Source organism: Variovorax sp. CAN15, from assembly GCF_030462475.1.
Taxonomy (GTDB): Bacteria; Pseudomonadota; Gammaproteobacteria; order Burkholderiales; family Burkholderiaceae_C; genus Variovorax.
Genome location: NZ_JASMRZ010000057.1, coordinates 1 through 21,278, shown reverse-complemented (window position 1 = coordinate 21,278; position 21,278 = coordinate 1). Strand labels below are relative to the sequence as shown.

General features: G+C 62.4%; 23 protein-coding genes and 2 pseudogenes. 19 read left to right on the top strand and 6 right to left on the bottom strand.

Annotation, left to right across the window (positions count from 1 at the left end):
- Positions 1–27: 27 nt before the first annotated feature.
- From QMO14_RS24890 to QMO14_RS24865, 6 genes are all read left to right on the top strand, one after another.
- A complete protein-coding gene (locus QMO14_RS24890) occupies positions 28–441 on the top strand; it encodes a zinc ribbon domain-containing protein (RefSeq protein WP_184605495.1) in 414 nt (137 codons plus the stop codon).
- A gap of 36 nt (positions 442–477) precedes the next feature.
- Positions 478–1,524, top strand: coding sequence for a toxin-antitoxin system YwqK family antitoxin (locus QMO14_RS24885; protein WP_184605494.1), 1,047 nt, complete (start codon positions 478–480; stop codon positions 1,522–1,524).
- A 203-nt stretch (positions 1,525–1,727) separates the two neighbouring features.
- Positions 1,728–2,075, top strand: coding sequence for a DUF2958 domain-containing protein (locus tag QMO14_RS24880; protein ID WP_184605493.1), 348 nt, complete (start codon positions 1,728–1,730; stop codon positions 2,073–2,075).
- A gap of 154 nt (positions 2,076–2,229) precedes the next feature.
- Entirely contained in the window at positions 2,230–2,685 is a 456-nt protein-coding gene (locus QMO14_RS24875) for a hypothetical protein (RefSeq protein ID WP_301510413.1), read from the top strand.
- A 62-nt stretch (positions 2,686–2,747) separates the two neighbouring features.
- Complete coding sequence (locus QMO14_RS24870; protein WP_301510412.1) at positions 2,748–3,746, top strand: DUF932 domain-containing protein; 999 nt, start codon at positions 2,748–2,750, stop codon at positions 3,744–3,746.
- Between the two features lie 112 nt (positions 3,747–3,858).
- Entirely contained in the window at positions 3,859–4,551 is a 693-nt protein-coding gene (locus QMO14_RS24865; RefSeq protein WP_260310389.1) for a YqaJ viral recombinase family protein, read from the top strand.
- A 56-nt stretch (positions 4,552–4,607) separates the two neighbouring features.
- Here QMO14_RS24865 and QMO14_RS24860 read toward each other — a convergent pair whose 3' ends face one another.
- Positions 4,608–4,838: a hypothetical protein gene (locus QMO14_RS24860; protein WP_184605489.1), complete on the bottom strand. Its 231-nt coding sequence runs from the start codon at positions 4,836–4,838 to the stop codon at positions 4,608–4,610.
- Between the two features lie 108 nt (positions 4,839–4,946).
- Here QMO14_RS24860 and QMO14_RS24855 point away from each other — a divergent pair, with 108 nt between their 5' ends.
- From QMO14_RS24855 to QMO14_RS24825, 7 genes are all read left to right on the top strand, one after another.
- Complete coding sequence (locus QMO14_RS24855; protein WP_184605488.1) at positions 4,947–5,345, top strand: hypothetical protein; 399 nt, start codon at positions 4,947–4,949, stop codon at positions 5,343–5,345.
- A gap of 203 nt (positions 5,346–5,548) precedes the next feature.
- Positions 5,549–6,073, top strand: coding sequence for a hypothetical protein (locus QMO14_RS24850; RefSeq protein ID WP_301510408.1), 525 nt, complete (start codon positions 5,549–5,551; stop codon positions 6,071–6,073).
- Entirely contained in the window at positions 6,070–6,381 is a 312-nt protein-coding gene (locus QMO14_RS24845; protein ID WP_184605486.1) for a hypothetical protein, read from the top strand. The genes QMO14_RS24850 and QMO14_RS24845 overlap by 4 nt, the downstream gene beginning before the upstream one ends.
- Positions 6,378–6,674 (top strand): hypothetical protein, encoded by a 297-nt coding sequence (locus QMO14_RS24840; protein WP_221404240.1) that lies wholly within the window; start codon positions 6,378–6,380, stop codon positions 6,672–6,674. The genes QMO14_RS24845 and QMO14_RS24840 overlap by 4 nt, the downstream gene beginning before the upstream one ends.
- Positions 6,675–6,878: 204 nt before the next feature.
- Positions 6,879–7,616, top strand: a complete 738-nt coding sequence (locus QMO14_RS24835; protein ID WP_260310448.1) for a hypothetical protein — start codon at positions 6,879–6,881, stop codon at positions 7,614–7,616.
- Positions 7,613–7,840 (top strand): hypothetical protein, encoded by a 228-nt coding sequence (locus QMO14_RS24830; protein ID WP_184605485.1) that lies wholly within the window; start codon positions 7,613–7,615, stop codon positions 7,838–7,840. Before QMO14_RS24835 ends, QMO14_RS24830 begins: the two co-directional genes overlap by 4 nt.
- Positions 7,841–8,153: 313 nt before the next feature.
- Positions 8,154–8,507, top strand: coding sequence for an H-NS family nucleoid-associated regulatory protein (locus tag QMO14_RS24825; protein WP_184605484.1), 354 nt, complete (start codon positions 8,154–8,156; stop codon positions 8,505–8,507).
- Between the two features lie 194 nt (positions 8,508–8,701).
- Here the strand turns inward: QMO14_RS24825 and QMO14_RS24820 are convergent, their stop codons facing one another.
- The 3 genes from QMO14_RS24820 to QMO14_RS24810 all read right to left on the bottom strand — a co-directional run bounded on the left by QMO14_RS24820 (position 8,702) and on the right by QMO14_RS24810 (position 13,659).
- Complete coding sequence (locus QMO14_RS24820; protein WP_184605483.1) at positions 8,702–9,175, bottom strand: hypothetical protein; 474 nt, start codon at positions 9,173–9,175, stop codon at positions 8,702–8,704.
- A gap of 1,538 nt (positions 9,176–10,713) precedes the next feature.
- Positions 10,714–12,462, bottom strand: a complete 1,749-nt coding sequence (locus QMO14_RS24815; protein ID WP_184605482.1) for a hypothetical protein — start codon at positions 12,460–12,462, stop codon at positions 10,714–10,716.
- Positions 12,463–12,936: 474 nt separating this feature from the next.
- A complete protein-coding gene (locus QMO14_RS24810) occupies positions 12,937–13,659 on the bottom strand; it encodes an AlpA family transcriptional regulator (protein WP_184605481.1) in 723 nt (240 codons plus the stop codon).
- Between the two features lie 145 nt (positions 13,660–13,804).
- Here QMO14_RS24810 and QMO14_RS24805 point away from each other — a divergent pair.
- The 4 genes and pseudogenes from QMO14_RS24805 to QMO14_RS24790 form a co-directional block, all read left to right on the top strand.
- Positions 13,805–14,023: pseudogene (locus tag QMO14_RS24805) on the top strand (3-hydroxyacyl-CoA dehydrogenase); the annotation flags it as partial.
- A 149-nt stretch (positions 14,024–14,172) separates the two neighbouring features.
- Positions 14,173–14,598, top strand: coding sequence for a MarR family winged helix-turn-helix transcriptional regulator (locus QMO14_RS24800; RefSeq protein WP_184605480.1), 426 nt, complete (start codon positions 14,173–14,175; stop codon positions 14,596–14,598).
- The gene (locus QMO14_RS24795) at positions 14,595–16,358 is read left to right on the top strand and encodes a chloride channel protein (RefSeq protein ID WP_301510407.1); all 1,764 of its coding nucleotides are present in this window, start codon (positions 14,595–14,597) and stop codon (positions 16,356–16,358) included. Before QMO14_RS24800 ends, QMO14_RS24795 begins: the two co-directional genes overlap by 4 nt.
- Before the next feature lie 354 nt (positions 16,359–16,712).
- Positions 16,713–16,868: pseudogene (locus QMO14_RS24790) on the top strand (Arm DNA-binding domain-containing protein); the annotation flags it as partial.
- Between the two features lie 369 nt (positions 16,869–17,237).
- Here the strand turns inward: QMO14_RS24790 and QMO14_RS24785 are convergent.
- Entirely contained in the window at positions 17,238–18,134 is an 897-nt protein-coding gene (locus tag QMO14_RS24785; protein WP_184605478.1) for an oxidoreductase, read from the bottom strand.
- An 85-nt stretch (positions 18,135–18,219) separates the two neighbouring features.
- Between QMO14_RS24785 and QMO14_RS24780 the strand changes: the two genes are divergently transcribed.
- Both QMO14_RS24780 and QMO14_RS24775 read left to right on the top strand, forming a co-directional pair.
- A complete protein-coding gene (locus QMO14_RS24780; RefSeq protein ID WP_301510406.1) occupies positions 18,220–19,104 on the top strand; it encodes a MurR/RpiR family transcriptional regulator in 885 nt (294 codons plus the stop codon).
- Positions 19,104–19,964 carry a DMT family transporter gene (locus QMO14_RS24775; protein ID WP_184605476.1) on the top strand — a complete coding sequence of 287 codons (861 nt, stop codon included), beginning with the start codon at positions 19,104–19,106 and terminating at the stop codon, positions 19,962–19,964. The genes QMO14_RS24780 and QMO14_RS24775 overlap by 1 nt, the downstream gene beginning before the upstream one ends.
- 114 nt (positions 19,965–20,078) lie before the next feature.
- On the opposite strand, the gene QMO14_RS24770 is transcribed toward QMO14_RS24775, so the two are convergent.
- Positions 20,079–21,278: acyl-CoA dehydrogenase (locus tag QMO14_RS24770; RefSeq protein ID WP_301510405.1), on the bottom strand; the 1,200-nt coding region annotated here is incomplete at its 5' end.

The window sequence follows — 21,278 nt, the reverse complement described above, 5'->3', positions numbered from 1 at the left end:
TTCCACCGAAAACCTAGGAGAAATCACATGACCAACTTCGTCCACTGCCGCGGCTGCGGCCACCAGATCCACGAAACCGCCCCGACATGCCCCAAATGCGGTGCCCCCCAGACCCCCGCAGGGCAGGGACCTGCCACAGCGCAGGCACCGCTTTCCGGAAGCCCGAGTCCCTACGGCTCGATCCCTTGGTTCCGCCAGCGCTGGGCGCTGGTCTGCATTTTCCTGGTGTTCCCGCCGGCTGCCGTAGTCATTGCCTGGAGTGGCGAGATCTACTACCTCGTCGGCACCACCATCAAGACCTTCCCAAAGAGCGCCAAGATCATCATGACGGTGATGATGGCGGTACTGCTGATCGCCCTGGCAAGCGATGACGAAGCCTTCCAGGGCTTCGCCGGCATGCTGCTCGTCGGCGGCGCCATCGGCTTGTCGATCCGTAGGTGAGCCGAGCGGCCAATAACTTCTTCCTCTCCACACACCATGAAAACCATCATCAAGGCGCTGCTCGCGCCGTGCATGTCCGTGGGCGCCGCATTCCTGCTGGCCGGCTGCGGCCCCTCGACCCTGGAGTTCCGCAACGCCGAGGTCGTCAACGGCAAGATCTTCCGGGCTGGTGCCGACAAGCCGTACTCAGGGCACCTTACCAACATTCCCGCACGTACAGCCATCATGGGTCGCAGGGACTATGGGGCTTACCACCAGACCCTTTCCAACGTCTACACGTCGCTGGGCATCCAGGCGGACATCTACACCGCTGTCGCTGTCTGCGACGTCGATGTCGATCAAGGCGTTCTGGATGGCAAGGCAGTCTGCCGCGCCACTGCGGACCAACTGCTGTCCGACGAGATGAGCTTCGACAAGGGAGCGCTGGATGGACGCATCAAGACCTACTTTCCTCGCAACGGCAGCAAGCTCGCAGCAGAAGCGCAGTTCGACAACGGCGTCCTGGATGGCGACATGACGATGTACGGGCCCGAGTCCGGGCGCAAGATCCTGCAGGTGAGCTTCAAGCAGGGGAAGGTGCACGGCAAACAGGAAATCGTCGACGACGAGACCGGCAAGCTGGTCTTTCGCGCCACGTACTCCAAGGGCCTGGTCGACGGCGAGCTCGTACGCTATTCACGCGGCACCGACCGGCTGGTGTACCGCGTCAGGATGGTCGACGGGGTCAAGGACGGCATCGAAGAAAACTACGACGTTTTCTCCGGCAAGCTCAGGGATCGCAGCGGGTGGAAGATGGGCAAGCCCCATGGTGACGTCGTGGTCGCCACGCTGGACAGCGACAGGAACACAACGGACGAGCTCAAGGTCGTGGCCAGGTACGACAACGGCGTGGAAGTGCCGTTGGCACCGACAGCGAAGTCGGCAGTGACGGTGGTGCCACCGGGCGCTGCCTCCAATGTGCAGGGCTGCGTGGATACGCAGATCGTCGCCTTCCGCGTCCAGCATGGTGAGGACGAGTTGATCACCGCCGACCAGCTCGGCGAATGGGAGGCCGAGTGCCGCAGTGGCAAACGCCCAGGCTGATGCCTCCGTCTCGACCTTCCAATTCCTCTCAAGCCGCCTTCGGGCGGCTTTTTCGTTTCTGCATGCCGTCTCGCCTGGCCGTGCCCGGCCCTGTCCGGCCGTGTGGCCGGGCGCTATGCCGTCTGCTCATTGACGCAGCGCGGCCCGAACCCTTCCCAGACACCCAATTGCCCGACCCCATCGGGCCAAGACTTGGAGACCCCATGGAACTCATTACCCCCGAGTTGCGCCAGTTGCTGCTCGCCAACGGCGAAGCCTCGCGCGATAACCCTCGCTTCGATCCACCTCCCGTGGTCAAGTGGTTCAACCCCTGCGGGGCCGCTACCTGGCTCATCACCGAGCTGGACCCCGATGACGAAGACCTGGCCTACGGCCTGGGCGACCTCGGCATGGGCATGCCTGAGACGGGCCATGTGTCCGTGCAAGAGCTGATGTCGATCCGACTGATGGGCGGTGCCCTCGGCATCGAGCGTGACCTGTACTGGAAGGCGAACAAGCCCTTGAGCGAATACGCACGCCTGGCACGGCTTGCTGGCCGCATCGTCGACTGACGCCTGTTCCTCCTTCGCTCCCCGAATTCAGCAAGAGCCTCCGAAGAGCCCGGTCCGGCCTCGCCGTCGACCGGGCTTTTTGCCGCCTGGGTCCGGCCTTTCCAGCTCTTCTCTTCCTCTTTTTTCCACCTGCTTTCAAAGGAGCACTTTCACCTTGTCTTCCCTTCAATGTCCCAACTGCGGCTGCGACCGCATTGAAACCCGCGACATCGCCCAGCGAACCGGTGGCACGCTCGGCGGCCTGGCAGGTGCCGCCGGCGGCGTTGCCGGTGCGCTTCGCGGCGCGCGCGTTGGCTTCGCCGTCGGTATGGCCGCCGGTCCGGCTGGCGGAACGATCGGCACTGTCATCGGCGTGGTGCTCGGTGGCCTGGGCGGCGGCGCCCTGGGCACCGAGGTCGGCGCCATCTTCGGCCGCGTTGTCGATGACCGCGTCCTGAACAACTGCAGGTGCACCAACTGCGGCCACACCTTCAGCGGCCGACGGGGCGCGTCCGACGGACCGTGGTCGTCCCCGGACCCAGCGCCGGCGTCGTCATCGTTCCGGCCAGCGGCGCCGTCCCCATCCGAGGGCCCGTTCTACGACGACCCCGAAGACCCGGACCTGGACTGACGCAGCACTCGCGGTCCCGGTTCTTCTTCCCCATTTCCTTCCTCATTCCCTTCCCATTCCCCATGGCACATCTCATTGAACAAATGGCCTTTGCAGGTGACACCCCTTGGCATCGCCTGGGTCACCGTCTCCCGCCCAAGCAACCGATCGACGTCTGGGCTCGCGGTGCCGGTATGGACTGGACCATCCGAGAAACCCCCGTGCGCTACATGACCGAAGGTCCGGAGACAGACCCGTCGCTCCAGACCCTGGAGTCCTTCCAAGACCACAAGGTCCTCTATCGCAGCGACACCCAGGCCCCCCTGTCCGTCGTGAGCAGCCGCTACCAGGTCGTGCAGCCCCGGGCGGTGCTCGAGTTCTACCGGGACCTCACCGAGATCGGGGGCTACGAGATGGAAACCGCTGGCGTGCTCAAGGCCGGACGAAAGTTCTGGGCACTGGCGCGCACCGGCAAGCAGGCCATCCTCAAGGGCTCGGACGTCGTCGACGGCTACCTGCTGCTCGCCACCTCCTGCGATGGCACCCTCGCCACCACAGTCACCCCGACCACCGTCCGGGTGGTCTGCAACAACACCCTGTCCATCGCGCTGGACGGCACGAGCAACGCGATTCGGGTGCCCCACAACACCCGCTTCGATGCCGACGCCATCAAGCAGAAGCTGGGGATTGCTGTCTCCCAGTGGGACCACTTCATGCACCGCATGAAGGAGCTGTCCGAACGCAAGGTCAAAGAGAAGGAATCGCTGGACTACTTCCTGCACGTGCTGTGCGGACCGAACGCCCATGAGGCCATCCGCAGGCAGGGCGACACCGGACAGTCGGGCCTGCCGAATGACCGTGCCCTGAATACAGTGCAAGCCCTCTACGAGGGCAGGGGACGAGGCGCCGCACTCGCTGCCGCGAAGGGCACAGCGTGGGGCCTGCTCAACGCGGTGACCGAGTTCGTCGACCACGAACGCCGGGCCCGCAGCCCCGAATACCGGCTCGACAGCGCCTGGTTCGGCCAAGGCGCGGCGATCAAGCAACGCGCCCTTGACCGCGTACTTCAGCTCACGTCCTGAAGCCCTCTCACAGGGGCTTTTTACCCCCCGTCCCCCCAAAAAGAGGCCTCTCTCCTTCACGGGAGAGGGGCTTTTTGCCGGACGGACATCAGAACCTCTCAAGGAGAAAAACATGGTGAATACACGCGCGGAGCGTCTGCGAGCGACGTACCCCACAGGGCGGCCGCAACTCCAACTGGTCCAGCCGCCTCAGCCCCAACACCCGCGCTGCGACCGATGGCCTGACATGCGCGAGCCCGGAATCGGAGACCTCGATGCGGCCGCTGCCCTCGACCGGGATCCCTTCAAGTCCCAGGTCCGTCTCTGGATGGAGAAGACCGGTCGACAGGACCTGTTGCATCCGACGCAGATCCAGGACGACAGCCTTGCCTACTGGAGTCGGCTGCTCGAACCGATCGTGGCGGCGCACTACACGCTCAGGACGGGGCGCAAGGTCCGGCGCGTCAACACCACGCTGCGGCACCCGCGGCACTCGTGGATGCGCGCCATGGTCACGCGCGAAGTCGTGGCGTCTTCCGATGTCCAGCTTCTCGAATGCTTCTCCGTTGGCATGAACCTCACCGACCTCTGGGCTCAAGGTGTCCCCGAGCACATCAGGCTGCGGGTGTTGCACCAGCTCGCGGTCACAGGCGCGAACGCCGCCGACGTGATCGTGCTGCTGGGCGGCCAGCACCTGCAGGTCTACCGGATCGAACGCTGCGAAGCCGAGATCGCGCGACTTATCCGACAGGAGCAAGCGTTCTGGCGATGTGTCGAGCTCGACAAGACCCCGTCTGCACCGGACAACGACGCACAGATGCCGTGACGCACCGACGTCAGGGTGAGAACCGCACTTGGCTCGGCGGCACTTGCTCGTTCTTTTCAGTGTGCGCGCCAGAGCTTCCACCACGGGCGCCGCGCCGTTCTCTTCTCGAGTGGGCGCATGTCCAGGGTGTCGTAGCTCGTGAACGGTGCACCGGCACGTCGGCGCAATTCCGTCTCAAGTTCGTGGGCAGTGCCGCGTGCATGAAGGTCTCCCTCCAGGGCCTTCCTGCGCCACTCCACTGCCATCGCACTCAGCACCTCATCAGGCAGCTCTTGCATCGTCGTCATGCAGAGATTGTGCCGCCTGAGGCGGCATGTCTTGACGAGTGTCCCAGCGCCGCGCGCACGAAGCGTTTTTCCTCTCCCTTTTCCTTTCTTCTTTTTCCAAGCAGTCCCATGAACATCGATCCAACTCTTCACGGTCCGGTGGCTCACGAGCCTTCTGCATTTCCGCCGGCAGGCCTTTATTGCTACATCGCCCGAACGCTGCGAGTCAGCGCATGCCATCTGCCCTGGGAGGTTGCGCGGCAGATTCACGCCGAACATCAGGCTGTAGAAGGCGACAACACCTCACAGTCCCATCTCGCTGGCTTACGGGTCCTCGAGCTGGACGACTTCAGCTGGCGCGTCGACGTCACCGCCGACAACATCGCAGCAGCCCAAGCGCTGGGATGGCACGAACTGCGTCGATTGCTCCGGCTCGCGCAGACCTACCAATGCGAGGCCCTGGAACTGGCCGCCGACAACCCGGCGTTGCCAAGCGTCTTGGACTTCGTGGTCTTTGCATGGCCTTGAATCGAAGTCGTGTCCATGCGAAGTCAACAGCCCTTGACCCCAGAACCAACCCGCCTCGTGCGGGTTTTTTTACGCCTGTTCCATGCGCAACAAAAACCACTCTCCTCGGACAAATATTCCCTTCATCCTCGCCGTGAACCTGTCTTCTCTCGGGCTTCACGCGAAGGTTTCATCCATTCGTTCGTTCATTGCGCAGGCCTGACATGGGAAGCATCGTCTACCGCGCCACCAAGGATCAGGCCATCCACGATGAATTGGCCAGTGTCGGCGCCTACGCCACGGTGCTGGCACACCGCGTGATCGGCAACCGCCTGTGGTTCCTTGCCCAACACCGTGCCGGTGAGCGCACCGGGTGCAAATGGATCGGGCTGACGCTCGTCGAATCCCGCAAGGGGGAGGTGGCCGTCAAGAGCATGGACGAGACCTGCGGGCCTTGCTACTACGACTGCCCGCTGTCGTTCCTCGCACAGGCCGATGCGCCTGCAGGGCCCTATGCGGGGCCTTGGCGTGAGAGGGTGCGCGCGTTCCATGCGAGCCGATCCGCAAGGCGTGCAGCGATCCGGCCAGGTGTGCGCATCTCGTACGACGCTCGGATCTATGTGCTGCAGCGTTGCCTCGGCCGCCGAGGGTGGGATGTCGCGCGCGAGAGTGACGGCCAAGCCTTCCGCATGAAATCCCACCAACTCGCCAGCGCCACGCTGCTTCCACCTCTGGAGCCAACCGCATGAACATTCATTTCGAGCGGCACGAGACGGTGCCTGCCTACACACGGAACCTCACCTCCAAGGACCAGATCAAGTGGTCGGCCGAATTCGAGGTGCCAGCGATCGGAGCCGACATTCTGATTCGCCTCAACGGCATTGGCCGGGCCAGGGTGGTGGGCTATGCCACCCAAGGCGGTTACCTGGGCGTGATGTCCGTTCCATGCACTCCGCCCGACTGGTGGATCCGCCAGAACGGCCCGCCCACACCGGACAACGCCGCCTTGGCCTTCGGTGCGGAGATTGCGCTGCTGTCATCCAAGGAGGCGCGATGAACCATCGTCAGTCGAATGTCGAGTTCGTCGTCGATTTGATGGAGTACAGCGAACACGGTGCGCTTATTCAAGCCTTCGTGATCCATGCGCTCAAGCAGTACGCGAGACGGGTTGCGGCGGTCACGCCCGAGCAGTTGGACACCGGTCTCGTGAGTGGCCATGCCTGGCATGGCTGCGCCGTCGAAGTGGGTAGGAAGCTGGCGCAATGGCTGGGCGAGGAAATATCCGAGCCTCCGGGCGCGTGCCATGCCGCGGCCAACGCCAGGGAATCCTCGGGCGATTCCGACAGCTGAGCGCTTGCGATCCAGTCGAACGACCCGAGTGCCGCCATGGCGCTCGCACCGGGCCGTCGCTGCCTTTCTTGGACCTGCGAGTCCGTTTTACCCCCGCGCATGTCCTGAATCCTTCTGAGCCTTCCAGGCGGAGCGAGGGAGGGGAGGGCATGCGCTGCCTTGCCGCAATCCGCGGCCCACCCCGAGGAGCAGATCTTGGTCACCATGCATTCGCGTGGTCGATCGAAGCGATTCGTCGCATCGGTCGCATCACCGTCGACTTTCACATATCACTTCACGCGCATCAGCCGCAACGCCAAGACCGGCCCGATGCCAGTCACCACGACGAGTGCGAACTCCTGTCCACCCGGCTGCAGCCTCAAGCACAACGGCTGCTATGCCGACAGCGGGCCTCTGGCGCTTCACTGGAGAGCTGTCTCGGAAGGAGGGCGCGGCAGCAGTTTCGACGAGTTGCTGCAGGAGATCTCGACGCTGCGTCGACACGCCCTGTGGCGGCACAACCAGGCGGGAGATCTGACGCCGTCCTCGCCAGGCGTGATCGACGAGAAGCTGCTCATCCAACTGGCGCTTGCGAACAAGGGGCGGCGCGGGTTTACCTACACCCACTACCCGCCCACGCCAGCGAACCGCATTGCTATCCAGAGGGCCAACCAAATCGGCTTCACTGTCAACCTGAGCGCGGAGACGCTTGCCCAGGCCGATGCTTATGCCGCGCTCGGAGTCGCGCCCGTCGTGGTCCTTCTGCCTGCCGGAATGACCAAGGCTGTTCGGACGCCTGCAGGTCGTCACGTCGTCGTGTGCCCCGCCAGCCTCGGCAGCAGCGATTGCCTGAATTGCGGCATCTGCCAGCAACGCGATCGGATCGCCATCATGGGATTCCCGGCGCACGGGAGCGGCGCAAGGCACGTCCAGGCGATCTTCTTCGGGCGGCATGTCCAATGAAGGCGACCCATGCCGTCAGCGAAGCGGCGGGACAGGAAGGTGCACCAGAGCTTGACGAAGAATTCCTTCTTCTCGTGGACCGTGTCATGCTGGCTCGCAAGCAATGTGATCCGTATCAATTGGAACAGGTCCATCGCGCTGCAGCGGAGGAGACGCGGATTGCCAACCTTACTGCTCAACATGAGTCCAACGCGAAGCACCGCGGTGATCTCGGTAGAGTCTGATGCGCGATACGACCTTGACAGATATTCGAACCAAATCAACGCTGAACAAGCATTGAGACGCCTGAAAAGTCCTCCTTGGTTTCGCCTTCTCGGCGAGCCTAGGAGGACTCCGTCGCAGGTTTCATTTTTTTGATTGCATGGGTGCAAGAAGCTTGAGCATCGAGGTTTGGTGATGTGATGGCGCGCCACTGTGTGACACTTGCCACCAGTCGTTCAGCAGCATTATGGGTCGTTGAAAAATAAGGAAGAGCGCTGACAACGGCCGTCCATTTGCCCAGCGTATGCTTGCGCCTTTTCCAGTTTGAAAGCTCCCATGGCAAAGACTTATCTTCAGGTTCAGAAGCAGATTGAGCAATTGCAAAAGGAGGCTGAGCAATTGCGCAACAAGGAAGCCAGCGGCGTTCTCAGTCGCATCAAAGAAGCTATCGCGGTGTACGGTTTCACCGCTGCTGATCTTGGTTTTGGCAGATCAACCGGAAGAGGCGCCGTGGTGAAAGAAGCCACCGCGAAGAAGGGGCGCAAGACCAAGAAGTTGGCTGCGGCCAATGGTGCACCGAAATTCAAGGACGATCAGGGCAATGTCTGGAGCGGCCGCGGCCCACGCCCTGCTTGGTTCAAGGCAGCACTCGAGGCGGGCAAGTCGGCCGATGAGATGCTGGTGAAATAGTCGGCTCTCATGAGAGAGCGGTCAGGGTGATCGCACGCGCCGGCGCCCCAGTTGGGCTCCGTGCGTGACCGTGGCGGAAGAAGGTGCGGGAGTTTCACGCGAAGCGCGCGGCGACGTGAGCGGGCAAGAACCCAGTATCCACAGGATCCTTGCGGCGGCGCTGCACCAGGTCCTCAAGGTCGTACATCCGCAGGTCAAAAAGCGTCAATGAATCGGCGCACCAGTCGCCGCTTGCTTACAGCGAGAGGTACGGGCTGCAATCCTCCATGTGCAGCCTCGCACTCCGCGCAGGCAATCACCACCGCCGTTTCCTCCAGGGTGCCGAGGCCATCGTCATCAAACGAGTTGACAGCGATCAGGTAAACGGGTTGCCAATTGTTCCTTTTGAGGTGAGTCTGACCGCAGCTTGTGCATAGACGAACGCCCTCGTAGTCCTCTATGTCATGGCAGGCGAAACCACGCTTCTCCAGATCCTTACGGGCAGCGTTGACTCCGCACTTCATGCAGTACGACTTCAGCACGCGGGCGTTTCTCACCTCCAAGGTGCTTGGCGGGCCAGGTTTCTGAAAGCGTTCTTCATTGCGGTGCAAGTTCACGTGAAGATGATCGATGAGCGCTTCGCAATTCGAGCAGTGCTTCGAAGGGACTTTATTCCAATAGGGGGACATGTTGTTTTTCTCTTGTTGAGATGGTTCGGAGACTCGCGTGGCGCAGGCGAGCAACTCCACACTGAATGGCTGACGTGTTCAGGCCTACGGCTTTGGGGTGGCTGCAGATGTAATGGCGAGTTGTTGCACGTCGGCCGGTGGCATCCCTCGCGGTCAAAGGGGATCTGTCCTTGTCTAGCATGAGGAAGGTGCTTCTCGGCGTTCTGGAGAACGTTTCGCTGGGCGAAGAACAGCTGTACGTGCTGTCATCTCATGGCTTGCCTCGGTAAGAATTCAACCAGCTGCGACTTGGATGTGGGGAGGCCGGGAGTTCGTGGCCCTTGCTGCGTAACCCGAGCATGAGCGGAAAAGATCAGTGCCGCCGCTGGAGCAGGCTTATGCCTCGTCACAGGTCTAGCGACCGAAGGAGGCGATAAGGCTTTGGCTTTAGCAGAAAGCCGGATTCAGGAGATCAATGCCGACGCCCTTGCATTTGATCCACGGTCCTGACGGGCGCTCGTGGCCGTCACACGCCCAGAGAGCAGCCACGGCGTCTTTTCGGTGCTCATAACAGTAGCGGCGCTGGTAGCCCACATCGTCAAGACCAACTACCACGGCGGTCGTGAAGTTAAATTGCTTTACCGCACACACTTGGCCTTGAACGACGCGAACGTCGGTGTATCCACTGGCCAAGAGTGTCTCTGCGAGAGCGCAAGCAATCGTTTGGGGTTGGATTGGATCGCGGGAGCGGGGATAGGTCTCAGACGACATCCTTCGCATTCTGTTCGCTCTCTGAACTCGGCTTGTCACAGATGGAGTTCAAGAAAGTGGTTCCAAGACCAGAGACATTGAGTGTCTCTGGTCTTCTCCCTTTCTCTTGCCAGTCTGCAGAGAGGTGATCCTCTCTGGGAGTATTGATCAGAGTGAGGCTTTCGGCCTCACTAGAGCTGAGAAGAGAGAGGTGCTGCCGCATCTCTCTCCTTCTAGTCAGAGGGAGTCATCTGACTCCCTATAAATAACAATATAAACGCCGGGGCATGGCTCCCGCACTTTTTATGCCGGATGCCTGGCTACTTCCCAGCGCCTGGCAGATGATGATGCGAGGTGGGTAAATTTTTACTCAAGTTGTGCGCTATTATTTTTGAGACACATCTCATCGGCGCAATTCGCTGCAGAGCGCTTTCAGCGTCTTGGTGATATCGCGACCGGAGGTTTGTCAACTCGGCGGCAATCCTGCATTTGCCAACTTGATATTGATAATCATACAGATCGCCTTGTTACCGAACGGTACGAAAACCTGGGACAAGTCGAAGAACCTGGGTTACGACATCCCATCCGTAGATGGCATTGCATGAATGCATGCGCTGAACTCATCATTTCTGTCGCGCTGTAGTCATCCTATGTGTCACCGCCTGCACGAGACTTCGCGACAAAGCTCAGTGTTGGAACCTTCGCTGCACACCCTGAAGAGCGGCTCCTCGATCTGCACAGCCGCAGTTCGGGGTGAGCCGGCTATAGGCGTTATGCCGCAGTCGAATGAGAAATGGTCTTGACGGCCATCATTTGCCCGAATCTTCAAATGCTTGCATGGCTTTCTTCACCAGGATCTTCTTCGCCGCGTTGAGTGCTTGATTTCCATGCGACGGGTTCTCGGTCCTGGCTCTTTCCGATGGGGGCGACACAGCCTCCCTTGAAGTTGTCCACGTCGTTTGATGCCTGGGTTGCTGAACACTGGCAGTCTGGCCAGTGTGCACATGGGTTGTCATGTGGCGGTCGTCAAGCGTACTGGGTGAGGCTGGCTGCACTCGAGTCACTGGGTGCGCCGTTGCAATGTTTGGGCTAGTAGGCGGATAGCCTGCTACGAAAGCGTCTTTGATCGGCGTCTGGGATGACGACCTCGTTTGCCTGGGATACGGCATTGGTACAGTGTGCGTTGAAAACTGCCGAGGTTGCCAATGTTCGGCAACCTTGGCAGTCTGTCCAAGAGATCCCGCCCCAGCATGATTGGAAGGCCCCGAAGGACTTGGTTGCACATGAGAGCTTGGCTGCCTGTTCGCAAGGTAAGAAGAAGCGGTATACGCATATTCTTGAAATAGGTTTTTCACTGGCGGATGCTGTACAGGTTGATAAACCGTGTCAGTGCGATTTTGCGCGTATGGGAAGAGATGAGGGGCGGTTGGAACAGGCCAGCGGCTCACGCCTGCCGCGGTCGCGCTCTGTTCGGGGAGGTGGTCAAGACCTTGGAGGGACCATAGATCTGGTCCGCGACCCCCACTGATTCCAGGTTGCGACCTTCTTATTACGCCAACATCTGTGGCCGCCCGTCGAAGCGTGTCTTCAGGAATCTGCGCTTGTCCGCCAAGGCGAATCACGGTGTCGCTCCTCATCGGCCCGCGCATAAGAGCATCTCGCAAGAAGTTGGCCGCACGCTGGCGTTGCGTGTATCTCTTCTGCGTAACCTGAAGTGCCTTCCGTTTTGCGAGTGGGCCGTATATGTGTGTGCCGTTCCATTGGAGGACTGCGATGGGAATCATCCCCCCGTTAACTTCAACCTGTACAGTGACAATCTCAAAGCCAAATCCTTCATCGCGCGGTCCAATTGTGGATTTCACCCGCAGCAGGCCAGACACTTCCTCCTCATCTTGCTTGTCCTCGGAAAAGCTGATCTTCGATATCACAAATACGACCGAGGCGCTATTGCAGACTGCCAATCGTCCTACGACGGCTGCGGGCGTGGATGCGAGCTTGTCATCGATCGTTGTTGTGATCAGCACCGCGCAGTCATAGTCTCGCGCAAACTGGGCGTATAGGAGGCCGGCTTTCGTCTCTAGACGTCTGTCGATTCGGGGGAGTCCGTCGAAAATGATCAGAGCGGGGGCACGGCCAAAAGCCTGCAATGCCCCGTCCAGATCTCGCAAATTTTCTTCATGGGAGGCGCTCTCCAAGTCGAAATAGACAATGCTGTCGGCTTCGGATTGAAGTGCCCTGAGCTGGAGATCAAACTTGCTTCTGTCAAGGCTATTGGTTGTGCATACAACAACCAAGCCCTTGCGGACGTTGCTGAGATCTGGCCAGTACGGAATTCCGCCGCCCGAAACAGCCGACGCAATCCACGCGGAAACCTTCGTTTTTCCAGAGTCGGCCGGACCGGCGATCACATGCAAAGACCCCTTGCAAATGTTTCTCTCCCACAGAAAATCGTGCGGCCGGACCTCAGAAATTCCCATTTTTTCGAGTTGCTTCGGCTTATCATGTTTGCTTCCAAATATTTCTTGGGTCGCAAGCCTGTCGTCAGATCTTTCTTCCATCTCGTCGTCGCGGTGTTATCAATCCAGTCTGGGAAGTGCGATTTCTAAAATCGTAGTCCAACCATCTACTCTAGCTGAGATCGTCTTCCTTTGAGAGCGAATGACTCGCTCGGTTTAGTCAAATAGTCATTTCTGGAAGGCGGCATATTGCAGTTCGTGGAGGTTCTCCTGTTTGAACTCTGCCGAAGTCAGGAGAGGCAGGCTACGGTCGGATCGTGCCTCGTGTGGTAGTTGCGCAAACCTTCGATCAGGGCTGCGGCGTCGCAGCGTGAGCGGAACCATTCGGCGGGCAGGCACTCGTTGCGGAACTTGCCGCTGCGGCCACTTGGGGAGCCGTTTTGTCAAGGCTTGCTGATTTCCCGGCCGACGAACCCCTGTCCGTTGTCCGTGCGCATGAGCAACGGCACGTCATATGCCGGCGCTTCGCGCCATGAGCCAAGTTTCAATTCCGCTACTGGGTTGTCCGACGCCGTCTCAGCGCCCCTTCTGCGGCAATGAGGCGATCCACGCATCCAGCTCATCCTCCCGGTAGCCCATGGCGCTCTGCCCAATCTGAACTGCTCTGGGAAAGGTGTTGTCGAAGTAGCGGCCCTTTGGATTTTGACGCTCATAAAAGCTCGAGCGAGAAAGGCCCGTGCGGGAGATAGCTTCCTTGGCGCGAAGGAGCCTCGCGCTGGACTTCGCGGCAGACGGCCTTTCCGCGTGAAATCTCGGCTCCGCGACAGCTGGTGCCGCTGGAGCGCGATGCGATACCTGAGTATCCGCGATCGCGCGTTCTTTGATCTCGAAGCCGGATTCCAGGCAATACCGGACGGCATCCACGCGGCGCAGATATGTCCCTGGCGCGGGAGAGAGCGCTTGTGTCCGGGCCGCAGTAAAGATCTGGAGCTTCTCCCGGACCACCCAGGTCTGCAGGTCCTGTAGGCGGTGCGCACATGCGTCTAGCCAGCGTTCTCTTTCCGACGATATCAATGGCTTGAGAACTTCACTTGAGAGAGCTGCAACTTCCTCTCGCCTACGCTGCATGATCATCTGCCGCGCCGAATATGAGCGCGGGTACAAACGCCTGGAAGCGAACTCATCTGTCCAGACTGCTCGCGTCTCGGATGAGGGCTGCATCTCCTCGATGCGACCGACCAGCGCATCGGCGATCGAAAACGTTAGCTCGCTGCAGGTAAGGAAGTCCTTGTCGGGCAAATCGACGATCCGAGCCTGCAGCCCGGTGCGACTAGGCGCGTCAGATTGTTGGTCAGTAGGGGGCGACAAGCTAGGAGCGTTCATTGGAAGGGATGTCTCACCACATACTCGTATGCGTCTTCGATTAGAAAGATTCTAGAGGCGGGCCAAGGAAATCGGCGGCGTGTTCGTCAAGTGCGACGTGAGCCAGGAAGTCGACGGTCAGGTCGCCGTGGCGGCCGCCCTCAAGCTCGGCAATCTGGTCGGCCTCGTCGGCTCCGCTGGCATCGCCCCGGCCGAGAAGACCATGGGCAAGAATGACCCGCACGCACTGGCCGCCTTCAGCGAGGCCGTCGCGGTCAACCTGATCGGCAGCTTCAACATCCGTCCGATGCTAGGCACCGTGGTGTCCTCTTTGCGCGAGGTGATGCTCCAACGTTCGCCGGCCGGCTGTACGGGATCTTGTAGTCACCCTAGATTCACCAGGTTTTATATCACGACGTGATATAGTTGGCTGACTCCGGCGTTCATTCCATGTCCCCTTCTGCCTACAAGCTCCGCAAGAACGACTTCGAGGCGCTCTCCCAGTTCCGCTACCAGATGCGCCGTTTCGAGCGCTTCTCCGAACGCGCCGCACAGGCCGAGGGCCTCACGCCGCAGCAGTACCTGGTGCTGCTGCACATCAAGGGCGTGCCGGGGCGCGACTGGGCCTCGGTTGGCGAGATCGCCGAACGCCTGCAGCTGCAGCCGCACGGCGCAGTTGCGCTCGTCACGCGCTGCGAAGCGCTCGGACTGGTGCAGCGCCGGCGCAGCGAAACGGACCGCCGGCAGATCGAGGTGCACCTGCTCGCCGAGGGCGAGAGGCTGTTGCTGCGGCTGGCCGAGCTCCACCGCGCGGAACTGCGCTCGCTCAAGGGCGTGTTCGACGTGCCGCAAATCGATCTTCCGGAAATTCCATGAGCTCCAAAGCCAACTCCCATCCGCCGCGCGGCGACTTCGCGCTCAACACGCGCCTCATGCGCATCACCGTCATGGCGGCCGTCATCGGCGCCGTCAGTACCGTGGCCGCGCGCGTGCTGCTTGACCTGATCCGCTTCTTCACCAACCTGTTCTTCTTCCAGACTTTCTCGCTGGCCGACCGTTCGCCGGCCACGCACACGCTGGGCGCCTGGGTCATCGTGGCGCCGGTGATAGGCGGTCTGATCGTCGGCCTGGTCGCGCGCTACGGCTCCGACAAGATCCGCGGCCACGGCATTCCCGAGGCCATCGAGGCGATCCTGTTTGGCAAGAGCAAGATGTCGCCGAAGGTGGCGCTGCTCAAGCCGCTGTCTTCGGGCATCGTCATCGGCAGCGGCGGGCCCTTCGGCGCGGAGGGGCCGATCATCATGACCGGCGGCGCCATCGGCTCGCTGATCGCGCAGCACTTCCACCTCACCGCGGCCGAGCGCAAGGCGCTGCTGGTGGCGGGCGCCACCGCGGGCATGACGGCGGTGTTTGGCACGCCGGTGGCGGCCGTGCTGCTGGCCGTGGAGCTGCTGCTCTTCGAGCTGCGCCCGCGCAGCCTGCTGCCGGTGGCCGTGGCTTGCGCGGTGGCGGGCTTCGCGCGGCCGCTGCTGATGGACCCGGGCCCGCTCTTTCCGCTGCAGACGACCGTGCCCGGCCCGCTCGCCATGCTGTCGTGCGTGATCGCGGGCGTGCTGTGCGGCGCGCTGTCGGCGTCGCTCTCGATCTCGCTCTACAAGGTGGAAGACTGGTTCGGCAAGCTGCCGGTGCACTGGATGTGGTGGCCCGCCATCGGCGGCCTCGCGGTCGGCATCGGCGGCTGGCTGCAGCCGCGTGCGCTGGGCGTGGGCTACGACGTGATCGGCGACCTGCTGCACAACCACCTTGCGCTGGGCGTGGTGGTCGCGCTGCTGGCGGTGAAGGCGGTGATCTGGGTCATCTCGCTGGGCTCGGGCACCTCGGGCGGCGTGCTCGCGCCCCTGCTGATGATGGGCGCGGGCCTGGGCGTGGTGATCTCGCACGTGCTGCCCGGCAACGACCCGATGCTGTGGCCGCTGGTCTGCATGGCGGCCACGCTGGGCGGCGTGATGCGCGCGCCGCTCACAGCCACCATCTTCGCCTTCGGGCTCACGCACGACAGCAACGCGCTGCTGCCGCTGCTGGCCACCTCGGCCGTGGCCTATGGCTTCACCGTGCTGACGATGCGCCGCTCGATCCTCACCGAGAAGATCGCGCGCCGCGGGTATCACATCTACCGCGAGTACGGCATCGATCCGCTGGAGCGGCATTCGGTGGAAGAGGTGATGACGCGCGAGGTGCGTAGCATCGACGCAGCCATGCCAGTGGCGCAGGCGATGTTCGAATACTTCGGCGAAGGGCAGGCGCACCGCGCCTTCCCGGTGCTGCGCAATGGCGCGGTGATCGGTGTGGCCGATCGCGCCATGCTCGCCGCGCGCGGCACGCGCGACCCCATCGCCACGGTGGGCGACGCCTGCGCCGACGTGCCGCTCTATTTCGCGCTGCCCGGCGAGAACTGCCGGGCTGTCGCCACGCGGCTCGCGCGGCACCGGCTGGAACGGCTGCCGGTGGTGAAGGACGCGCAGTCGTTCGCGCTGGTCGGCATCGTGGCGCGCAGCGACTTGATCAAGCCGTCGCTTGCGCACTTCGACGAAGAGGAAAAGCGCGAGCGCATGCGTGGACTGCCGTGGCAGGCCTGAGTGACCTGCCCCCTGTAGACGTGCCAATGTTGAGTTAGCGAGTCCAAGGTTGTGGAGACTACTTGATCTCCGGTGATTGCCTTGCATCGCCAGCGCGCTGGCGATGCAAGGCAGCGAAGCTGGCCGGCGGGATGTTTTGTGGCGGGCGGTCCAGTCCACACCAATATCTCGACATCCCGTACGCAGTTCGATCACCCCAGCTCCACCAACATAACGTCCAAGGGCGTTCACTGAAGTCCGGTGAACGCCCTTTTTCATTGGGGAACCTCCACTTGGCGGTCCAGTGATGTCCGATTAAGTCCACTGGTAGCCGGCGTAAAACCGGGGGAACAGACCGGGGAACAATGGAGCAGAATCCGAGCCATCCGGGACTCTGACTTGTATCTGGAGGTCAGTCCCGCCGGCTCAAAGCGGTGGTTCTGGAAGACCTACGCGAACGGGAAGGAGGGGCGCATGGCTTTGGGCAGCTATCCCGCTATGAGCTTGGCAGAGGCACGCAAGGCTCGGGATACAAGCTGCTAGAGAGCACGTCCGTGGTCATCGTACTGTCGAAGGTACTGGAACTGCTCTTCTTAATAAGGGACTTGGAGGATCTTTGCGTGGCCATGTTGGTGAATGAGTACGACATGGATCGATTGAGTGACCGATTGCATAGCCGAGGGGATTGAGCGTGAGTCTGAGTGCCTCTTCAAGGATCTGATCCTTGAAGAGGCACTCATTCGGCCAGCCAAATTGTTTTTTTTGGGGAAGCAGAGTCGCGTCTTGCGTGGCAGATGAGCGCATCGGCCCCGCCCAATTGAAGCACCGGGCCCGCCTCTCAATGGGCGTTCGAGGATTTGACGCTGACCCAGTGGAAGTACGGATAGCGTAGACAGGGAATCAGCCAGGACCGTCGCTCGCAGCCGCGAGCAGCGGCACCAAGACGTCGCTGATGGGTGTTGGAATGTTGTGAGCCTGACCGCGACGTGAGACGACACCGTTGCGAATGTCCCATTCGAGCGGACGGCCGGCTTCGCGATCCGTGAGGATGGATGTGCCCATGTCGGCGGGAGACGCCTGGAACTTGTCGAGGATCGCCTGCGGCACCTCGTCGCCAAGCTCGGCGCCCTCGGCGCGGGCCACCGCCAGACATTCCTGCAGATAGCCTAGGGTGAGCCTGGAGATGTCGGACCGGCCGAACATGCCCGAGCGACGCTGCGTAAGCGCCATGAGTCCGGCCACCGCGTTCTGCAGCAGCTTGCGCCAGGCCAGGCATTTGAAATCTGCCGCCAGTTCGACGAAACAGCGGGTGCCTTGCATCGCCTCGGCGATCACGCGGGAAGCCGGCGCGTCCGGCAGGCTGAGGCGAGCGTCGCCACGCAAGCGCACCGAGCCATCGGGCTGCGCCTGCGCGGGAAACCACACGATGGCGGGCACGATCCGCCCACGCGGGCAATGTGGCGCGACCCTCTCCAACTGCTCGACGCCGTTTTGCAGAACGCACACGACGGTTTCCGGGCCGGTCAGTGCGGCAAGCCATGCTGCGGCTGCCTCGATCTGCGTCGCTTTGACAGCCAGAAAGACGAGGTCGACCGGGTGATCGATCTGGATGGGATTCGTCCGGATCGGACCAGGAATGGTGATGAGGCGATCGCCATCGCGCAGCGCCAGATGACCGCGGGACGTGCGGCCGCACAGCAACGGCGTGCGGCCGACCTCGTGCAGCACCGCCGCGATCGTGGTGCCGATGGCACCTGGACCCACGACTGCCACGGATGGACTGCTTTCTGGATTCATGCAACGGGACTCCTGCGGCTTGGTTGCAGAGCACCTGCTTGCGTGGCGGTTGTCTGCTTAGGATGAGTACTGTAATATATTTCAGATGAGCGATGATGTTGGTAACGGAGTTTCTTTGGATGGAGGACGGCTCGGGCAATGGATAGGAAGCATCCAGGCCCGCTGCGGCAATCTGGCTGCCAGCGAAGCGAAGGTCGTGGCTCTTCTGCTCGCCGATCCCTTATTCGTCGGCGCGAGCACAACCGCGCAAGTTGCGGCTCGTGCGGGCGTTTCGCCACCGAGCGTCGTCCGCGCCGCGCGTGCCATCGGGTTCTCCGGGTTCACCGAGCTCAAGATCGAGATCGCTCGCGCCCGCGGCACGACCCGGTTTTTCGCACCGCCTGAAATTCTCGGTGCGGACGCGACGTCCGCCACGGTGCTCGAAACGTCCATCCGCGCAGGCACCGACGCACTGGCCGCACTCGCCGGGGCCGTCGAACTCCCTGCTGTCGACGAGGCGGTCCGCGCCATCCAGTCGGCGCGCCAGGTCATCGCGTACGGCACCGGCCCGTCGGCAACCGTCGCCGCCGATGCAGTCTTCCGCCTGCGAGCAGTCGGCGTGACGAGCATCGGCATTCCCGACCACCTGTCGGCGATGATCGCGACGCGCCTGCTCGGACCTGGCGATGTCGTCATCGCCGTGAGTTCGACGGGACGCACGGCGGCCACGCTCGCCGTCGCCGATGCGGCTTCCTCGGCTGGGGCGTCGCTCATCGCCATCACCAACCAGTACGGCACACCGCTGGCCACGCTTGCGGACGTTGCGCTGGTCGTTGGCGGCGCGCCGCTTCCGGCGCAGATGGCCGCGGCGGGGAGCCGGCTGGCGCAGCTCGTCGTGATCGATGCGCTGGTCGCGATGCTTGCGTTGCGAGACCCGGAGCGCAGCCGACGGGCAGAACGGGCGGGCATCGACCTGCCCGACATCTCCTGATGCATCCCGGCACGGTCGCGCTCGTGCTCGTTGCGGCGACAGCGCATGCGCTGTGGAACATCGCCTCGAAGTACAAGCGTGGCGAGACCTTCCTGTTCGTGTGGGCCTATACCTGCGCCTCGGCGCTGCTGTGCGTACCGATCGGCATTGCCCTCATGGCCGAGGGGCAACAGGTGCTTGATTGGCGGCTCGTGGTGGGTTCTGCGGTCTCAGCGGCATTGCACATCGCGTACTCGCTCATCCTGCAGGCCGGCTACGACCGTGCGGAGCTCGGGGTGGTCTACTCGGTCGCCCGCGGCACGGGGCCCATGCTGACGATGCTGTTCGCGGTTCTCCTGTTGGGAGAGCGGCTCACCACGGTCGCCATGCTCGGCGCGTTGGTGATCATCGCGGGCATCCTCGTCGTCGCGGGCAATCTGTTCAGAAGTGGCTCCCGCCATCCGGTGCCGGGGATCCTCTGGGGGGCCGCGACAGGCGGCACCATCGCCGCATACACTCTCTGGGACAGCTACTCGGTCACCTCGTGGTACCTGGCGCCTGTGATCTATTACGCAGGCACGCTGCTGCTCCAAGGCCTGATCCTGACACCCATCGCGCTGCTGCGGCGGCATCGGATTCCCGATGTCCTCCGTGCCGATGCCGTGCCGATCCTCATCGTGGCCGTGTTGTCCCCGCTCGCCTATATCCTCGTTCTCACCGCGATGCTGAGTGCGCCGGTGGCTTTGATCGCGCCGCTGCGCGAGTCGTCCATCGTCATCGGCTCTTTCCTCGCGTGCTGGCTCTTTCGTGAGGACCATCTCGCACGGCGCGTTGTCGGGGGCGTGATCGTGCTGGCCGGGATTGCGGCGATCAGCCTTTGATGTTCATGCGGGGGACTCAGGGGCTGGCGCGATTGCGAATTGGGGTTTCGGTAGCAGGGGAGGGCCGCCGAGCTTGGCCTTCGTCGCGCGGAGAAAGAGTCCCCTATCTTTACTTCAAAAAGCCTCGAGCGCCAGCGCCGTCACGCTCTCGGCACCTTCGACGATGCTGTCGCGGATGTCCGGCACCTTGTTCAGGATGTGCTCGGCATAGAAGCGCGCGGTGGCGATCTTGGCCAGCATGAAGTCGGTGTCGAAGCTGCGCGAGGCGAGGTCCTGCGCAATGATCAGCGAGCGCGCGAGCTGCCAGCCGGCCACGAGGTTGCCCGCGAGCATCAGGTAGGGCACGCTGCCCGCGAACACCGCGTTGGGCGAGGCCTTGGTCTGGCCGGCCACGAAATCGACGACTTCGACGAAGGCTTCGCGCGCAGCCTTCAGGCGCTTGAGCACGGCCGCGGCAGCGGGGTTGTCGCTCTTGGCGAGTTCGGCTTCGGTCTTCTCGATCTGCGCGGCGATCGCCTTGGCCGTCTGGCCGCCGTCGCGCGCCGTCTTGCGGCCCACGAGGTCGTTGGCCTGGATGGCGGTGGTGCCTTCGTAGATCGTCAGGATCTTGGCGTCGCGGTAGTACTGCGCGGCGCCGGTCTCCTCGATGAAGCCCATGCCGCCGTGCACCTGCACACCCAGCGACGCCACTTCGAGGCTCATCTCGGTGCTGTAGCCCTTCACCAGCGGCACCATGAATTCGTAGAAGGCCTGGTTCTGCTTGCGCGCGTCGGCGTCGGGGTGATGGTGCGCGGCGTCGTAGGCCGCAGCCGCCACGCTGGACATGGCGCGGCAGCCCTCGGTATAGGCGCGCATCGTCATCAGCATGCGCTTGACGTCGGGGTGATGGATGATCGGCGCGCTGGCATTGATGGAGCCATCGACCGGGCGGCTCTGCACGCGGTCCTTCGCGTAGGCCACGGCGTGCTGGTAGGCGCGCTCTGCAATCGCGATGCCCTGCATGCCCACGGCGTAGCGCGCGGAGTTCATCATGATGAACATGTACTCGAGGCCGCGGTTCTCCTGGCCCACCAGGTAGCCGATTGCACCGCCATGGTCGCCGTACTGCAGCACGGCGGTGGGCGAGGCCTTGATGCCCATCTTGTGCTCGATGCTCACGCAATGCACGTCGTTGCGCTCCCCGAGCGAGCCGTCCTTGTTCACGAGGAACTTGGGCACCACGAACAGGCTGATGCCCTTCACGCCTTCGGGCGCGCCCGTCACGCGGGCCAGCACCAGGTGCACGATGTTCTCCGCCATGTCGTGCTCGCCGTA

What these genes read in the sequence shown, in the direction of transcription:
- QMO14_RS24890 (WP_184605495.1), top strand. Translation starts at nt 28, where the DNA reads ATGACCAACTTCGTCCACTGCCGCGGCTGCGGCCACCAGATCCACGAA.
- QMO14_RS24885 (WP_184605494.1), top strand. Translation starts at nt 478, where the DNA reads ATGAAAACCATCATCAAGGCGCTGCTCGCGCCGTGCATGTCCGTGGGC.
- QMO14_RS24880 (WP_184605493.1), top strand. Translation starts at nt 1,728, where the DNA reads ATGGAACTCATTACCCCCGAGTTGCGCCAGTTGCTGCTCGCCAACGGC.
- QMO14_RS24870 (WP_301510412.1), top strand. Translation starts at nt 2,748, where the DNA reads ATGGCACATCTCATTGAACAAATGGCCTTTGCAGGTGACACCCCTTGG.
- QMO14_RS24865 (WP_260310389.1), top strand. Translation starts at nt 3,859, where the DNA reads ATGGTGAATACACGCGCGGAGCGTCTGCGAGCGACGTACCCCACAGGG.
- QMO14_RS24860 (WP_184605489.1), bottom strand. Translation starts at nt 4,838, where the DNA reads ATGACGACGATGCAAGAGCTGCCTGATGAGGTGCTGAGTGCGATGGCA.
- QMO14_RS24855 (WP_184605488.1), top strand. Translation starts at nt 4,947, where the DNA reads ATGAACATCGATCCAACTCTTCACGGTCCGGTGGCTCACGAGCCTTCT.
- QMO14_RS24850 (WP_301510408.1), top strand. Translation starts at nt 5,549, where the DNA reads ATGGGAAGCATCGTCTACCGCGCCACCAAGGATCAGGCCATCCACGAT.
- QMO14_RS24845 (WP_184605486.1), top strand. Translation starts at nt 6,070, where the DNA reads ATGAACATTCATTTCGAGCGGCACGAGACGGTGCCTGCCTACACACGG.
- QMO14_RS24840 (WP_221404240.1), top strand. Translation starts at nt 6,378, where the DNA reads ATGAACCATCGTCAGTCGAATGTCGAGTTCGTCGTCGATTTGATGGAG.
- QMO14_RS24835 (WP_260310448.1), top strand. Translation starts at nt 6,879, where the DNA reads ATGCATTCGCGTGGTCGATCGAAGCGATTCGTCGCATCGGTCGCATCA.
- QMO14_RS24830 (WP_184605485.1), top strand. Translation starts at nt 7,613, where the DNA reads ATGAAGGCGACCCATGCCGTCAGCGAAGCGGCGGGACAGGAAGGTGCA.
- QMO14_RS24825 (WP_184605484.1), top strand. Translation starts at nt 8,154, where the DNA reads ATGGCAAAGACTTATCTTCAGGTTCAGAAGCAGATTGAGCAATTGCAA.
- QMO14_RS24820 (WP_184605483.1), bottom strand. Translation starts at nt 9,175, where the DNA reads ATGTCCCCCTATTGGAATAAAGTCCCTTCGAAGCACTGCTCGAATTGC.
- QMO14_RS24815 (WP_184605482.1), bottom strand. Translation starts at nt 12,462, where the DNA reads ATGGAAGAAAGATCTGACGACAGGCTTGCGACCCAAGAAATATTTGGA.
- QMO14_RS24800 (WP_184605480.1), top strand. Translation starts at nt 14,173, where the DNA reads ATGTCCCCTTCTGCCTACAAGCTCCGCAAGAACGACTTCGAGGCGCTC.
- QMO14_RS24795 (WP_301510407.1), top strand. Translation starts at nt 14,595, where the DNA reads ATGAGCTCCAAAGCCAACTCCCATCCGCCGCGCGGCGACTTCGCGCTC.
- QMO14_RS24785 (WP_184605478.1), bottom strand. Translation starts at nt 18,134, where the DNA reads ATGAATCCAGAAAGCAGTCCATCCGTGGCAGTCGTGGGTCCAGGTGCC.
- QMO14_RS24780 (WP_301510406.1), top strand. Translation starts at nt 18,220, where the DNA reads ATGAGCGATGATGTTGGTAACGGAGTTTCTTTGGATGGAGGACGGCTC.
- QMO14_RS24775 (WP_184605476.1), top strand. Translation starts at nt 19,104, where the DNA reads ATGCATCCCGGCACGGTCGCGCTCGTGCTCGTTGCGGCGACAGCGCAT.